This window comes from Amycolatopsis mongoliensis, from assembly GCF_030285665.1.
GTDB classification, from domain to species: domain Bacteria; phylum Actinomycetota; class Actinomycetes; order Mycobacteriales; family Pseudonocardiaceae; genus Amycolatopsis; species Amycolatopsis mongoliensis.
Map to the genome: position 1 here is coordinate 10,247,318 of NZ_CP127295.1, position 15,067 is coordinate 10,262,384.

The 15,067-nt window shown below is 70.8% G+C and carries 13 protein-coding genes; 7 read left to right on the forward strand and 6 right to left on the reverse strand.

The window, feature by feature from the left end; translation table 11 throughout:
- On the forward strand, positions 1 to 972 hold the full coding sequence (gene rfbB, locus QRX60_RS49135) for a dTDP-glucose 4,6-dehydratase (RefSeq protein WP_285998325.1): 972 nt from the start codon (positions 1 to 3) through the stop codon (positions 970 to 972).
- A gap of 1 nt (position 973) precedes the next feature.
- Here rfbB and QRX60_RS49140 read toward each other — a convergent pair whose 3' ends face one another.
- A complete protein-coding gene (locus QRX60_RS49140) occupies positions 974 to 2,437 on the reverse strand; it encodes an ArnT family glycosyltransferase (RefSeq protein WP_285998326.1) in 1,464 nt (487 codons plus the stop codon).
- A 205-nt stretch (positions 2,438 to 2,642) separates the two neighbouring features.
- Between QRX60_RS49140 and QRX60_RS49145 the strand changes: the two genes are divergently transcribed.
- Complete coding sequence (locus QRX60_RS49145) at positions 2,643 to 3,869, forward strand: macrolide family glycosyltransferase (RefSeq protein WP_285998327.1); 1,227 nt, start codon at positions 2,643 to 2,645, stop codon at positions 3,867 to 3,869.
- An 81-nt stretch (positions 3,870 to 3,950) separates the two neighbouring features.
- On the opposite strand, the gene QRX60_RS49150 is transcribed toward QRX60_RS49145, so the two are convergent.
- Positions 3,951 to 4,799 carry an ABC transporter permease gene (locus QRX60_RS49150; RefSeq protein ID WP_285998328.1) on the reverse strand — a complete coding sequence of 283 codons (849 nt, stop codon included), beginning with the start codon at positions 4,797 to 4,799 and terminating at the stop codon, positions 3,951 to 3,953.
- Between the two features lie 3 nt (positions 4,800 to 4,802).
- Positions 4,803 to 5,771, reverse strand: a complete 969-nt coding sequence (locus QRX60_RS49155; protein WP_285998329.1) for an ATP-binding cassette domain-containing protein — start codon at positions 5,769 to 5,771, stop codon at positions 4,803 to 4,805.
- Positions 5,772 to 5,912: 141 nt separating this feature from the next.
- Here QRX60_RS49155 and QRX60_RS49160 point away from each other — a divergent pair, with 141 nt between their 5' ends.
- The 4 genes from QRX60_RS49160 to QRX60_RS49175 all read left to right on the forward strand — a co-directional run bounded on the left by QRX60_RS49160 (position 5,913) and on the right by QRX60_RS49175 (position 9,792).
- Positions 5,913 to 7,124 (forward strand): macrolide family glycosyltransferase, encoded by a 1,212-nt coding sequence (locus tag QRX60_RS49160; RefSeq protein ID WP_285998330.1) that lies wholly within the window; start codon positions 5,913 to 5,915, stop codon positions 7,122 to 7,124.
- An 18-nt stretch (positions 7,125 to 7,142) separates the two neighbouring features.
- Entirely contained in the window at positions 7,143 to 8,348 is a 1,206-nt protein-coding gene (locus QRX60_RS49165; protein WP_285998331.1) for a cytochrome P450, read from the forward strand.
- A gap of 473 nt (positions 8,349 to 8,821) precedes the next feature.
- On the forward strand, positions 8,822 to 9,412 hold the full coding sequence (locus QRX60_RS49170; RefSeq protein ID WP_285998332.1) for a helix-turn-helix transcriptional regulator: 591 nt from the start codon (positions 8,822 to 8,824) through the stop codon (positions 9,410 to 9,412).
- 233 nt (positions 9,413 to 9,645) lie between these two features.
- Entirely contained in the window at positions 9,646 to 9,792 is a 147-nt protein-coding gene (locus QRX60_RS49175; RefSeq protein WP_284748679.1) for a hypothetical protein, read from the forward strand.
- A gap of 249 nt (positions 9,793 to 10,041) precedes the next feature.
- Here the strand turns inward: QRX60_RS49175 and QRX60_RS49180 are convergent, their stop codons facing one another.
- Both QRX60_RS49180 and QRX60_RS49185 read right to left on the reverse strand, forming a co-directional pair.
- Positions 10,042 to 11,100 carry a ketoacyl-ACP synthase III family protein gene (locus QRX60_RS49180; RefSeq protein WP_285998333.1) on the reverse strand — a complete coding sequence of 353 codons (1,059 nt, stop codon included), beginning with the start codon at positions 11,098 to 11,100 and terminating at the stop codon, positions 10,042 to 10,044.
- Positions 11,097 to 12,311 (reverse strand): macrolide family glycosyltransferase, encoded by a 1,215-nt coding sequence (locus tag QRX60_RS49185; protein ID WP_285998334.1) that lies wholly within the window; start codon positions 12,309 to 12,311, stop codon positions 11,097 to 11,099. Before QRX60_RS49185 ends, QRX60_RS49180 begins: the two co-directional genes overlap by 4 nt.
- Before the next feature lie 266 nt (positions 12,312 to 12,577).
- On the opposite strand from QRX60_RS49185, the gene QRX60_RS49190 reads away from it, so the two are divergent.
- A complete protein-coding gene (locus QRX60_RS49190) occupies positions 12,578 to 13,771 on the forward strand; it encodes an aminotransferase class I/II-fold pyridoxal phosphate-dependent enzyme (RefSeq protein ID WP_285998335.1) in 1,194 nt (397 codons plus the stop codon).
- Between the two features lie 39 nt (positions 13,772 to 13,810).
- On the opposite strand, the gene QRX60_RS49195 is transcribed toward QRX60_RS49190, so the two are convergent.
- On the reverse strand, positions 13,811 to 15,064 hold the full coding sequence (locus tag QRX60_RS49195) for an activator-dependent family glycosyltransferase (protein WP_285998336.1): 1,254 nt from the start codon (positions 15,062 to 15,064) through the stop codon (positions 13,811 to 13,813).
- Positions 15,065 to 15,067: the final 3 nt, after the last annotated feature.

A 15,067-nucleotide genomic window follows, 5' to 3' on the forward strand; every position in this document is an offset into this window, starting at 1 on the left:
ATGCGCATGGTGGTCACCGGCGGCGCCGGTTTCATCGGCTCGGCTTACGTCCGCAACGTGCTTTCGGGCCACTACAGCGGTTTCGAGCCCGGCGAGCTGGTCGTGCTCGACAAGTTCACCTACGCGGGCAACCGCGCGAACCTGGCGCCGGTCGCCGCCGACGAGCGCCTGCGCGTCGTCGAGGGCGACATCTGCGACCCCGAGGTCGTCGAGCGCGAGCTGACCGGCACCGACCTGGTCGTGCACTTCGCCGCCGAGTCCCATGTGGACCGCTCCATCGCCGGGTCGGCGGAGTTCGTCCGCACCAACGTGCTCGGCACCCAGACCCTGCTGCAGGCGGCGCTGGAGCGCGAGGTCGGCAAGTTCGTGCACGTCTCCACCGACGAGGTCTACGGCTCCATCGACGAGGGCTCCTGGCCCGAGGACCACCCGGTCGCCCCCAACTCGCCGTACTCGGCGTCCAAAGCGGCGTCGGACCTGCTGGTCCGCTCCTTCTTCATCACCCACGGCCTCAACGCCTCGATCACCCGCTGCTCCAACAACTACGGGCCCTACCAGTACCCGGAGAAGGTCATCCCGCTGTTCGTCACCAACCTGGTCGACGGGCTCCAGGTGCCGCTCTACGGCGACGGCCTCAACGTCCGCGACTGGCTGCACGTCGACGACCACTGCCGCGGCATCCAGCTGGTCGCCGAACGAGGGCGCGCGGGCGAGGTCTACAACATCGGCGGCGGCACCGAGCTGACCAACCGGGAGCTCACCGAGCGGCTGCTCGCGATCACCGGCCGGGACCACACCGCGATCCGGCCGGTGCAGGACCGCAAGGGCCACGACCGCCGCTACTCGGTGGACATCACGAAGATCTCCACCGAGCTCGGCTACTCCCCGCAGGTCGGCATCGACACCGGCCTGCGCGACACCGTCGACTGGTACAAGAACAACCGCGGGTGGTGGGAGCCGCTCAAGGGCTGAGCTACTGCGTGCGCAGCTCGGGCCACAAGACGTCCCAGGCGGTGTTCCGTCCGCTGAAGACGGTCATCAGCTGCGGCACCACGTCCTGGTGCCGGTCGAACGCCCCGGCCACGAGCGGGCTCGCGTCGCCGACGAACAGGACGCTGTCGACGCTCTCGTCCGGGTGCCCGAAGTAGTAGTAACCGCGGTGCGCGCTGTAAACGTTCGGCAGCCCGCGTTCCGCGCCGAAGAGCTGGAGGTCGGCGGCGAACGCGTAGCTGTCGGTCATGATCGCCGTCCGGGCCCGCTGGTCCGGCGGCAGCGAGGCGTAGACCTGCACGACGGCGTCGGAAAGCTGGCCGAGCTGGCCGTCGGACTGCACGAAGACCTTCGCCGTCAACGGCACCAGCGGCACGTCGGGAATGCGCTCGGCCCAGGACTTCGGGTAGATCGGCAGCGCGACGAGCGCTTGCAGGACAGACGCCGCGACGAGCAGCCGGCCGACGGCCTTGGCGGCCGTGGGCCACTTGACGTCCTGCAGGCCCACGGCACCGGCCGCGAACAGCGGCGCGTACAGGCTGTAGACGTAGTAGGACCGGCCCGACGTCAGCAGATAGGCCACGACGAGCAGCAGGAACGCGACGCCGAGGAAGCGGTACGGCCGCAGGTCGCGGGCGGCGAGCAGGCGCGCGAAGCCGAACAGCGCGAGCGGCACGCCGATCACCAGGCCGGGCCCGGACAGCAGCTCGAGCAGGAACTCGCCGGTGCCGGGGAACTCCGCCGCGACGACCTCGGACATCCGGGTGTACGGCCAGCCGTGGGCGGCCTGCCAGACCAGCGTCGGCACGGTGGTCAGCGTCGCGACCAGCGCCCCCGCCCACAGCAGCGGCCGGCGGACGAGGTCACGCGGCCCGAAGACCAGCGACGCGACGGCCAGCGCCACCCACAGCGCCGGGACCAGGAACTTCGTCTGCAGCGACACGGCCGTGACGAGCCCGGCGGCGAACAGCAGCCGGTCGTCGCGCACCCGGGTCCAGCGCACGACCAGGAACAGGATGAGCGACCAGAAGAACGGGTCGATCGAGTAGGTCGCGAGGTAGTGGCAGATGAGCGTCGCGCCGGACATCGCGTACGCCGCGGCGGCGAGGGTCTGCGCGACGCGGCGGCCGCCCAGCTCGCGGGCGATCAGCGCGCTCAGCACGATCCCGCCCACCGCGGCCAGCGTCGCGGGCAGCCGCAAGGCCGTCAGCGAGCCGGGGACCAGGTGGTCCAGCCCGGCGGCGAGGAACGGCAGCAGCGGCGGCTGGTCGAAGTAGCCCCACGCGGGGTGGTCGCGGCCGGCCACCACGAAGTAGGCCTCGTCGAAGGAGAACCCGTAGTTCCGGCTGGCGACGAGGAGCAGGACGCCGGCGACTCCCGCGATCAGGAGAACCGGGATCCGCGCGAACGCCGGGCGGGTGTCGGTGGTCTCGCTGGTAAGGGTCATGCTCTCAGTAGAGCCGCTCCGACCTCGCGTTTTCTGCGGCCGAGAGTGCTCATTCCGCACAACGAAAGTCGATCGCGGCGAGCGGAGCCGCAACCTTCGTAGTCACTCGGAAGTGAGGTTTGAGCACGCAAAGTGAGGGTAGCGATTCCCCTAGACTTCGCCCGCGAACCGGCCCTGATCAGGGCTTTCCGGCGATACTCCGACCATGACCCACGGTCGGCACATCGCCTTCTTCAGCTTTCCCGGCGTCGGGCACATCAATCCGATGCTGGGCCCGGTCGAAGCACTCGCCGAGCGGGGCCACCGGGTCACGTTCGCCGTCGCCGCGCAGTTCGCGCACCTGCTGCGCGACAGCCCCGCCGAGGTCCTGACCTACCACTCGGACTTCCCCGCCTCGGTGACCAAAGTGGACAGCGCCGACGACGCGGTCACGATGATCATCGACCTCATGCGCGAGGGCTTCGCCGCTCTCGAACCGGCGCTGGAGCGGTTCTCCGGCGACCGGCCCGACCTCATCGTCCACGACACGATCAGCGGGAACGCCGCCCGCGTGCTCGCGCGCGCCTGGGACGTCCCGCTCGTCGAGAGCTGTCCCGTCTTCATCGAGAACGACGACGACGAGATCCCCGGCTCGCCCCAGCCGCCCGAGGACCACCCGGCCGCCACCGACTTCGACGACCGGGACCCGCGCCTGGCGCGGTTCGGCGAGGAGTTCGGCGCGGGCGTCTCGGCGCTGCTCACCCGGCACGGGCTGGACCCGCGGCTGGCGATGGAAAGCCTCACGCCGGCCGGCGACGAGCCGCGCCTGGTCTACATCCCCAAGGCGTTCCACTACGGGAGCGAGACCTTCGGCGAGCGCTACCGGTTCGTCGGCCCGACCGCGGACTGCCGGCCCCTCGAAGGCCACTGGACCCCGCCGGGCGACGGCCTGCCGGTGGTGCTGATCTCGCTGGGCACGTCGATGAGCAAGGACCTCGGCTTCTTCACCGGCTGCATCGCCGCCTTCCGCGGGAAGCCGTGGCACGTGGTGCTGACGCTGGGCCGCGGCGCCGACCTGGCCGCGCTGGGCGAACTGCCGCCGAACGTCGAGGCGCACAACTGGATGCCGCACCCGTCGGTGCTGAAGCACGCGTCGGCGCTGGTGTGCCAGGCGGGGATGGGCAGCGTCCTGGAGGCGCTGCGCTACGAGGTCCCGATCGTCGCGGTCTCCCACAGCGGCGAGACCCTGGCCAACGCCCACCGCGTCGCGGAGCTGGGCCTGGGCCGGCACATCCCGGTCACCGAGGCGAGCGGCCGGGCGATCTTCGACGCGGTGACGGCGATGGCGGCCGACGACTCGCTGGCCGCCCGGCTCGCGCTGATGGCCAAGGAGATCGAGCAGGCGGGCGGCGCACCGGCGGCCGCCGACGCCCTGGAAACCCTGCTCCCGTAAGCAGTCTGCCGCGGCTTGTCGTGAGTGGTAATTCGGGTTCTAACCCTAATTACCACTCACGACCGCCGCGGCGGACTCGGGTCAGGCGGAGCGTCGGAAGCCTCGCGTGGCGACGATCGCGCCCGTCAGGCCGATCAGGCCGGCCGCGCCGAGGGCCGCCAGGCCGCCGACCCCCACCGGATTGCCCAGCGCCAGGTTGCGCGACGCGTCGACCGAGTACGTCAGCGGGTTCACCGTCGCCACCGCGCGCAGCCACGCGGGCAGCGAAGACAGCGGGACGTACGCCGAGGACGCGAACATCAGCGGGAACATCACCATGGACGTGACACCCTGCATGACCTCGACGTTCGTGATCCAGACGCCGATGGCCATGAACATCCAGCTGAGCGACCAGCCCACCGCGATGCACATCAGCCACGCCAGCAGCACGCCGGTGAAGCCGCCGCCGGGTGAGAACCCGAACAGCGTCGCCGCCAGCACCAGCATGATCGCCAGCTGCAGCGCGTGCCGCACGACGTCGGCGAGGCTGCGCGCCACCAGCACCGACGCCGACGCGATCGGCAGCGTGCGGAACCGGGCCACGACGCCGTTGCGCATGTCGTCGAGCAGGCCGACGCCCGACTGCAGCGCCACCGACAGCGAGCCCATCACCAGCACGGCGGGCATCAGGTAGTCGATGTAGGACACCCCGGCCGGGAACGAGCTGGTGCCGGCCAGGCTCGCGAACACCTGGCTGAACAGGATCAGCACGATGAGCGGCTGCAGCAGCCCCAGCAGCACGAGCGCCCGGGACGCCACGACCGCGCGCAGCGAACGGCCGGTCAGGATGATGATCTGCATCGGCACGCTGGTGCCGCGCCACGGACCGCCGCCGCCCGGTCCATCCACAGTGGATGAATCCGAAGCGGACAGTGTCGTCGGTGCGCTCATGGGTCAAGCCCTCTCGGTGACTGGGTGGGAATCCCGCGGCCCGGAGAGCGCGAGGTACACGTCGTCGAGCCGGGGGTCGACCAGGGCCAGCTCGACCGGCTCGACCTTGACGTCGTCGAGCGCGCGGACCACGCGCGCGAGGTCGGTGGACTTCTCCACCGGCACCGTCAGCGCGAGCCCGGCCAGTTCGTCCACTCCGGACACCCGCGGCTCCAGCCCGGCGAGGCGGACGGCGTCCGCGGCGCGTTCGGCGTCGGGCCGGTCGGCCAGTGTCAGGGTGACCGTGCGCTTGCCGACCTGCGCCTTGAGCGAGGCCGACGTGCCCGCGGCGATCACCTTTCCCTGCGCCAGCACGACGATCTTGTCGGCGAGCCGGTCGGCCTCGTCGAGCATCTGCGTGGTGAGCAGCACGGTCGAGCCGTCGCGCACGAGCTGTTCCACGATCTCCCACATGGCGATCCGGGCCGCCGGGTCGAGGCCCGTCGTCGGCTCGTCGAGGAAGATCACGTCGGGGTGGCCGACCAGGCTGGCGGCCAGGTCGAGCCGCCGCCGCATGCCACCGGAGTAGGTCTTCGCCGGGCGGCCTGCCGCTTCGCGCAGGCCGAACGCGGTCAGCAGCTCGTCCGCGCGTTCCTTGGCCGCCTTGGTGGAGGCGCCGAGCAGGCGGGCGATCAGGATCAGGTTGCGGAAGCCGGAAAGCTGCTCGTCGACCGACGCGAACTGGCCGGTGAGCCCGATGCGGCTGCGCAGGGCCACGGCGTCGCGCTGCACGTCCAGCCCGGCGACCCTGGCACGGCCCGCAGTGGGTGTCACCAAAGTGGTCAGGACGTTGACCAAAGTGGTCTTGCCGGCGCCGTTGTGGCCCAGCAGCCCGCACACGGTGCCGCGCGGCACCTGCAGGCTGACGTCGTCCAGCGCGCGGACCTTGCCGAAGGTCTTGGTGATTCCCTCGGCCTCGACGAACAGGGTCACGGCCGCTTCCTTCCGCTGCGCCGAATCGGACATGGCAACAGGTAGCACAGGAGGAATCCCCTTTTCCCTGCTCACCGCGGGACCCGAGGGGTTCGCCTAGACATGGTTGACTGCCCGCCGCGCGCGACTAGCTTTCGAGGCATGACTCCCCCGCCGGGAAGCCACCTCGCCTTCCTCACCTATCCCGCCCACGGGCACCTCAACCCGACGCTGCCCGTCGCGGCCGAGCTCGTGCGGCGCGGTCACCGGGTGAGCTACGTCGTGGCCGAGCAGTACGCCGATGCCGTGCGCGCCACCGGCGCCACCGTGCTGCCGTACGAGTCCCACGTGCCGAAGTCGTGGGACACCGTGGCGATCCCGGAGGAGATCACCGGCGACGTCGTCGCGGAGGCGGGCCTCGCCCAGACGCTGGAAGGCTTCGCGCCGCTGCGGACCGCGCTCGGCGCGTTCGAGGACGACCGGCCGGACGTCTTCCTGTACGACGCTTTCGGTTACCCCACCGGACGGCTGCTGGCGCGCAAGTGGGAGATCCCGGCCGTCCTGTCGTGCTCGACGTTCGTGGCCAACGAAAAGTTCTCGCCGTACGCCTCGATGGCGGGGAAGGTCCCCGCGCCCGACCCGGACCACCCCGCGCTCGCCAAAGCCGCGTCGGTGGTCGGGGACGTGCTCGCCGAGCACCTGCCCGGCACGTCCGCGGCGGAGTTCGCGCAAGCGCGCGAGGACACCAAACTCGTGTTCCTGCCCCGGGAGTTCCAGCCCGGCGGCGACACCTTCGACGACGGGTTCGCCTTCGTGGGGCCGTGTCTCGGCGACCGCGCGGCCGGCTGGACCCCGCCGGACGACCGGCCGGTGCTGTTGATCGCCATGGGCAGCTTCGGTTACCACCACCAGCGCGAGTTCTTCGCCTCGTGCCTCGAGGCGTTCGCCGGGTCGCCGTGGCACGTCGTCATGACGATCGGCCGCCTGGTCTCGCCGGCGGACCTGGGCCCGGTGCCGGCGAACTTCGAGCTGCACCCGTGGGTGCCGCAGCCGGCCGTGCTGAGCCGGGCGAGCGGGTTCGTCTCGCACGCCGGCATGGGCAGCACCATGGAGTCGCTCGCGCTGGGCGTGCCGCCGGTGGTCGTGCCGCGGACGCTGGAGCAGGAGATCGTCGCCGACCGGCTGGCCGAGCTCGGCCTCGGCGTGCAGCTGGACCCCGACGCCGTCGATGCGGCGTCGCTGCGGAAGGCCGTCACCGGCCTCGCCGAGGACGCCGGCGCGCACGAGCGCGTGGCCCGGATGCGCGAGCACATCACCGACGCCGGGGGCGCCGCGGCGGCCGCGGACCGCGTCGAGGCCCGACTGACCGCCTGATCCAGGAGTGAATTCGACGTGAACACCACCGAGCTGACCGCTGCCCCGGAAATCGCCCCGGACGGCGGCGCTTCCCTGCTCGCCTGGCTGGAGAAGATGCGCGCGGACACGCCCGTGTGGCAGGACGAGGCCGGGGCCTGGCACGTGTTCCGGTCCGCCGACGTCCGCCGGGTCAGCACCGACGCGCAGCTGTTCTCTTCGGACACGACGCGGCTGACCTCGCCCGGGGACCAGGCGCCTCCCGGCACCCTGCTGGTCATCGACCCGCCCGAGCACCGCAAGCTGCGCCGCCTGGTCAGCCAGGCGTTCACCCCGAAGGTCGTCGCCGACCTCGAGCCGCGGATCACCGAGCTCACCCGGGAGCTGCTGGCCGAGGTCGAGCCGGACGCGACGGCGTTCGACCTGGTCGACGTGCTGGCCTACCCGCTGCCGGTGATCGTCATCGCCGAGCTGCTGGGCGTGCCCGCCGCGGACCGCGCGCTGTTCCGGGGCTGGGCCGAGGCGCTGATGGCCCTGCAGGTCGACGACCCCAGCACCGGCGAGAAGCTCGCCATCGCGATCGAGGAGATGGAGGCGTACCTCAACGCCCAGATCGCCGATCGGCGCGCGCGGCCCCGCGAAGACCTGCTGACCCGGCTCGTGGAGTCCTCGATCGACGGCGAGCGGCTGACCGACGAGGAGGTCGGCAACTTCACCGCGCTGCTGCTGCTCGCCGGCCACGTCACCACCACCATGCTGCTCGGCAACGTGCTGCTCTGCCTGGAGGACGCCCCCGGCGTCTACGAGCGGGTCCGGGCCGATCCGGCGCTGGTCGAGCCGCTCCTGGAGGAGGTGCTGCGGCTGCGGCCGCCGTTCCCCCGGGTGGTCCGGGTGACCACGGCCGACGTCGAGGTGGCCGGGACGGTGATCCCCGCCGACTCGATCGTCTGGGCCTGGGTGGTGTCGGCGAACTACGACGAGCGCGAGTTCGCCGACCCGGAGCGCTTCGACCTGCACCGCAAGCCGAACGCGCACGCCGCGTTCGGGCACGGCATCCACTTCTGCCTGGGTGCGCCGCTGGCGCGGCTCGAGGGACGGATCGCGCTGGAGCTGCTGCTCGAGCGGTTCGAACACCTGCGGATCACCCCGGGTGCGGAGGTGCCGTTCCACGCCGGCGGCGTGTTCGGCGTCCAGCAGCTGCCGGTCACGACCACCGCCGGGGAACCGTTCCCGAGCGGAGGGTGAACGCGCGGTGCCGCGCAGGTGCCCGGGCGATACCGCACTACCGAAGGTGCGTCCCGGGGTGCCGTACCTGCGGTCGGGGGGACCCCAGTGTTAGCCCCCAACCCTCCGGCCGGCATTGACGGACCAAACCCCGTTGGCTAGCGTACGAGGCGTCATTTGGTTTGTTTCCAACGAAACGGACCGAAGCGGAGCTGACCGGGTGGACTCGAGGACGTTCTGGGGAAGGAACTCGAGTTTTCCGCTGGGGTGGTGTGAAGAACCCATCCGGACAGCCGCCGCAGGCCCTCTTGAGGGGAGCTCGGGGGTCGCCGACATCTTTGTCCGTGGACAATGCCTACGATACGTAGAACGAATCTGGGGGTTCGAACTCTATGAACACGCGTGTCGATTCCTTGGTCGAGCGACCGGCGGCGGTCCCGCACGGTCTCCCGGCCGTCGCCGAGAGACAGAATCAGAACGTCCCCTCCTTTGACATGTCCGATGTCTGCATCGCGAATCTGGCGCCCGACCTCCGGGTGATCGAGGCCAATGGCGACTTTCTCCGTCAGCTCGGCCGAACGGCGTCCGACGTTTTCGGACAGAGCTTTGTGGACTTCGTGCACCCGAGTGCCAAGCAGTTCACCCTCCAGCAGCTGGCGCGGCTGAACGAAGGCCGCCGGGACCGCTTCAGCGCGCGCCTGGTGGGCGTGCGGCCCGCGCAGCCGGTGCTCTCGGGCGGGCTGACCGGCATCGCGGTGCGCAGCCAGTCCGGTCAGGTCACCACCATCGTCGTGCTGATCAAGCCGGACCGCGCCGCGGAGACCCCGCGGCCGGCGATCGAGAAGACCAAGCTCCTCAGCGAGCTCGACGCGAAGGTGCTCGAGGGCGTGGCCGCCGGGATTTCGACCGTGCAGCTCGCTTCGAAGCTCTACCTGAGCAGGCAGGGGATCGAGTACCACGTCGGCGCGATGCTGCGGCAGTTCAAGTCGCCGAACCGCTCGGCGCTGGTCTCGAAGGCCTACTCGCAGGGCATCCTGTGCATCGGCCAGTGGCCGCCGAAGGTCACCCCGCAGTACATCCGCTGAACGCTTTCCCTGGGCCGGCCAGGCCGCCCGGGCAGGGGTCGACGTCCGGTTCACGCCGGCGTCGGCACCCACCCGGCGCGCCCGGCCGGCCCTTTCCCGCGAGGCGGGAACCTTCCGGGAAATCCCTCGAATACAGCGTCGCCGAGGGTGCGTCCGGCGGTACCCTGCGCTATCCTGCGAAGGCAGGGATCGATTTTCACGACCGCGGCCGGCACAAAGAAAGGTGAGGCGCAGTGGGTATTTTCGGGAAAAAAGAAGACGATTCCAAGAAGAAGCCGTCCGACTCCAAGGCGGACAACGCCAAGGCCGACGACGAAAAGAACCGCAAGCGCCGCAGCCGCCTTTTGGGTGGCGCGTACGGCGGCGGCAGCGGGGGCTGAGCGAGCACACCGCTGACCGATCGGATCGGGTGGGACGGGGGCGACCTCGGACCACCCGATTCGCGTTTCGAGAGCACCGGCCGAGGCCGGGTGGTGACTTCACGAGCTGTTGGTCAGTTTCCCACCTGTCGTTCGGAGCGGCTACTCTGTGACAACAGTGGTCCCACCGGGCGTGACCGCCGCGGGGGAGCACGCACCAGGCCGCCCCCACCGGACCGCGTCCACCGAAGGCGACCTCCGAACCCGCGCTCAGCTCGAGCGGGGCACCACCGGCCCGGCCCACTCCGGCACGTCCAGGATCTCCACCACGGCACCGGCCACGCTGACCCCCGGCGCGATCCCGACCATCAGCACGTGGTCACCCGGCGCCAGCTGGCCCGTCCCGAGCATGTTCGCCAGCGAGGCCACCTGGTCACTCGCCCCCAGGTGACCCAGGCCGCGGCCGAAGTCCCAGTTGGACTTCTCCAGCGGGATGCCCAGCATCGCGAGCAACCCTTCCTCGACGTACTTGCGCGAGCCGTGGTTGTACGCGATGCGGCTGACCGCGTCGAGCCCGATGCCCGCCTCGGCCAGCACGCGGTCGATCAGCTCCGAGCGCGTCTTCAGCAGGTTCAGGCCACTGTGGAGCATCGTGTCGCGGTTCTCGAAGCCGAAGAAGTCGATGCGCTCGGCGAAGTCCATGAACCGGCCGATCGTCGCGCCCGGAGGGAACATCGGCTCGTCGCCGCGGTGCATGCCCTCCAGCTCGGGCACCGTGATCGAGCTCGCCGACTTCAGCCGCGCGAAGCCGGACGTCGTGTTCAGCACCACCGCCGTCGCGCCGTCGCCGATGACGAAGTCGGGACGCAGGCAGCGCCAGCGGTTCACCAGCGGGGACGTCGAGTTGTCCGAAGCGACCGTCATCGCGGTCCCGCCGCCGCGGGCGATCAGGTAGGTCGCCGCCAGCTCCAGCGCCCCGAACATGCCGTTGCAGCCCTGGCGCAGCTGGGCCGCGAGCAGGTCGCCGCCGACCAAGTGCCGCTGCAGCCAGAACTGCGGGAACCAGCCGTCCGGGCCCGAGTGGTAGTTGTCCGCGTAGAGCAGGACGTCCAGCGATTCCGGGTCGACGCCCGCGCGGGCCACGGCCTCCTGCCCGGCCCAGAGCGCCATGTCCGGGGCCGGGGTCTCGCCGGCGCAGGCCGCGCCGGTCAACCCGGACGTCTCGGCGTCCTCGGCGGTCATCCACCCCTGCTCGATCGCCGCCTCGACGCCGGTGGTCGCCGGCACGTACGTGCCGATCCCGCTGAGGTAGACCTCCGCCAGCTTCACTTCGCCTCCACTTTCGCTCCGAGCCACGATTCGACGGCGTCGGCCGCGCGGATCTCCCCGCCGGCCAGCGCGACCTGCTCGCTCATCCACCGGACGCGCTGGGCGATCACGGGATCGGACGCGGTCGCGGCGACCGCTTCGAGCAGTTCGTCCTCGGTGACCTCGGTGCGCGACACCACCCGGCCCAGCCCGAGATCGGCGATGCGGGCCGCGGTCACCACCTGGTCGCTCTGGGACGGCGTCACGACCATCGGGACGCCGTAGTGCAGGGCCTCCATGGCGCTGCCCAGCCCGCCGTGGGTGACGAACACCCGGGTGTGCGGCAGCAGGGCCGCGTGCGCGACGAACGGGTGCGCTTCGACGTTGTCCGGCAGCGGGCCCAGCTCGGCCGGGTCGACCCACCGCCCGAGCGTCAGCACGACGTGGTACGGCTGCCCGGTAAAGGCGCGCACGCACTTGCGGAAGAAGCCCACCTGCTCCCGGCTGCGCGAGGTGCCCAGCGAAATCAGCACGAGCGGCAGCCCGTCGGCGGGCGGGGTCCACTCCCCCGGCGGCACCGTCCGGTCGAAGCACGGCCCGATGAACGCGAAGCGGTCGTCGAAGGTCTCGCCGTGGATCTGGAACGCCTTCGGCAGGTAGACGAGGTGGTAGCCGGGGGCGCCGACGCCGGTGTCCACATCGGACAGACCGTGGCGGGCCAGCAGCTGCCCGGCGTGCTCCACGAACGCGGCCAGCTCGGGGTCGGTGAGGTCCGGTGGCGCGGCGGAGTCCGTCTCGGCCTGCGCCTCGTTCAGGCGGAAGTGCTCGTTGGAGGCGAACTCCGGGCACGACTGGACCGTCGGCACCGACCACTTCCGCGCGATCAGCCGCGCCGTCTCCGACGCCGCCAGGTCGTGCACGACCAGGTCCGGCGGGTCGTCGGCGAACCGCCGCACGGCGGCGTCCAGCGGCGCGAGCCCCTCGCCCATGAACGCCAGCATGGCCCGCAGCGCGTACCCGTCGGAGGCGGTGTCGCCCAGCCCGGTCGCCCACGGGAACGTCGAGGTGTAGGGCAGTACTTCGGCGCCGGTCGCCGCCACCTTCCCGGCGAACTCGTCCACCACGGCAAAGGTGACCCGATGGCCGCGCCGCACCAGTTCGGCGACGATCGGGAGGACCGGCGCGACGTGCGCGTACGCGGGGAAACTGAAGACCGCGATGTGCCTGCTCACCACTGCATCGTCGGCCACCGGCACCCCGGGCGGCACCGGCTACCACGCAAGTTCTGGCCGTTTCCCCGCAAAACGGCTTGGAACGTTTCTACGTCGGGACGACTAGGTGGTTCCACAGAGTTTCGCGGCAAGGGCGCATCACCCACTCGCGGCGTCCCTATCCTGCAGACGATCGCACGAGGGGGAGCTCAACAGCTGTTGCAAAGCAACGAACTGCACGTCATCGCGGGAAAGGGCAGACCGCGACCCCTGGGGAAGGACCTTTCATGAAGACGAGCGTTGACGACCTGGCACTGTTCGGCGGCCCGATGGCCTTCGAACAGACCCTGGTGGTGGGGAAACCGAGCACCGGGGACCGGGCGAAGTTCTACGAGCGGCTCGAAGTCGCCCTCGACAGCGGGCGCCTCACCAGCGGTGGCCCGCTGGTCAAGGAGTTCGAGGCGCGGATCGCCGACCACACCGGGGCGAAGCACTGCGTCGCCACCTGCAACGGGACGATCGCGCTCGAGGTGATGGCGCGGGCGGCCGGGCTGACCGGCGAAGTCGTCATGCCGTCCATGACCTACGTCGCGACCGCGCACGCGATGCGCTACCTCGGCCTGACGCCGGTCTTCTGCGATCTCGACCCGGCGACCGGGTGCATCGACCCCGAGCAGGTCGAGCGCCTGATCACCGACCGCACGACCGGGTTGGTCGGCGTGCACCTGTGGGGCCAGCCGGCCGCCATCCAGGAGCTCGAGAAGATCGCCGAGCTGCACAACCTGACCCTCTTCTTCGACGCCGCGCACGGCATCGGCTGCACCTTCGGCTCCCAGCCCCTCGGCGGGTTCGGCAAGGCCGAGATGTTCAGCTTCCACGCGGCGAAGGTCGTCACGACCTTCGAAGGCGGCGCGATCGTCACCAACGACGACGAGTTCGCCCAGCGCGCCCGCTACACCCACAACTTCGGCTGGGGCGAGGAGCACGTCACCGAGTTCGCCGGCACCAACGCCAAGATGAGCGAGGCGTCCGCGGCCATGGGGCTGACCTCGCTCGAGGCGCTGCCCGCCACCATCGCCGCCAACCGCGCCCACTACGAGCAGTACGCCGCCGAGCTGGCCGGGCTGCCCGGCCTGGAGATGCACCGCTACGACGAGGAGAACCGCAACAGCTACCAGTACAACGTCGTCAAGGTGGACGAGGAGGAGTGCGGCCTGTCCCGCGACACCATCCTCGACCTGCTGCGGGCGGACAACGTGCTGGCGCAGCGCTACTTCTCGCCGTGCGTGCACGAGTGCGAGCCCTACCGGACCGAGCGGCCGGTCTCGCTGCCCGCCACCGACGTGTTCTCCCGGCGCGTGCTGACGCTGCCGACGGGCCCGTCGGTCACGAGCGAGCAGGTCCACGAAGTCGCGGCCCTGGTGGCCTTCGCGATCGAGCACGCGCCCGAAATCCGGCGCCGCCTGGCCGCCCGCGGCTGACGAGGTCGTGAGTGGGAAACAGGGTTAGAACACTGTTTCTCACTCACGACGCTCGGCGACCAGCTTCTCCAGGTCGGCCACCAGCTCGTGCGGGGTCGGCTGGGCCAGCGCGAGGTCGCGCAGGCGATGCGCGTTGGCCGCGAACTCCGGCTCCCCGACCAGCCGGGCCACCGCGGACCGCAGGTCTTCGGCGGTGAAGCCGTTGTGGGTGAACAACAGTCCGGCGCCTTCGTCGACCAGGCGCTGGGGACGCAGGAGGTGGTCGGCGATCGGCGTCGTGACCGTCAGCTGCGGGACGCCGGCCACCAGCGCCGCGCCGTAGCTGCCGAAACCGCCGTGGTGCACGATCGCCGAGCAGCTCGGCAGCACCGTGTGCAACGCGACCGACTCGACGACCCGGACGTTGGCCGGAACCTCGTCCAGCGCCTTGCGCTGTTCGGGCACCAGCGCAGCCACCACTTCGATGTCCAAAGTGGACAACGCGGCCAGGATCTCCGGAATGGACACGTAGTCGCCGCCGAACGCGTCCGTGTTGGACGAACCCAGCGTCAGGCAGACGCGGGGCCGCGACGGCGGTTCGCGCAGCCAGTCCCAGACCACCGCCCGGCCGTTGTAGGGCACGTGCCGCACCGGCAGCCGCCGCACGCCGGAGCGCGCGCCGAGCGACTCCGGCAGCGGGTCGATGGTCGCTTGGCCGGTGACGAGCTCTTCGTCGAAGTCCACCCCGTACGGCCGGCCGGTCAGCTCCAGCCAGTCGTAGAGCGGGTCTTCCCGCTGCTCCGGCGGCTGTTCGGCCATCACCTCGAGGAACGTCCGGCGCATGGCGCACCAGACGTCGGCCCAGCACAGCTGCCGGACGTGCGCCGCGCCGCAGGCCTTCGCCGCGATCGCCCCGGCGTAGGTCAGCGCGTCCCAGACGACCAGGTCGGGCTGCCACTCCCGCGCGTGGGCGACCAGGTCCCCGACCATCTCGTCGTTGTAGATGGCGAACCCGGCCCACACGGTGAACGTGAAGCGCTGGTGCAGCGCCTCCCAGGTGTGCGAGGCCGGGTCCGTGTCGTTCCAGTTCGCGATGTCGGCTTCCTGGGCGTCGCGGTTCTGCTTCATGCCCTCGTGCATCGTGTTGTCCACGCCGACCGGCACCGCGGTCAGGCCGGTGCCGGTGACGACGTCGGTGAACCCCGGCGACGCGGCCACCCGCACCTCGTGCCCGGCCGCGACGAGCGCCCAGGCGGCCGGGACCATGCAGTACAGGTGGGACTTCTCGTCCAGCGTCACGAACAACACGCGCACGGG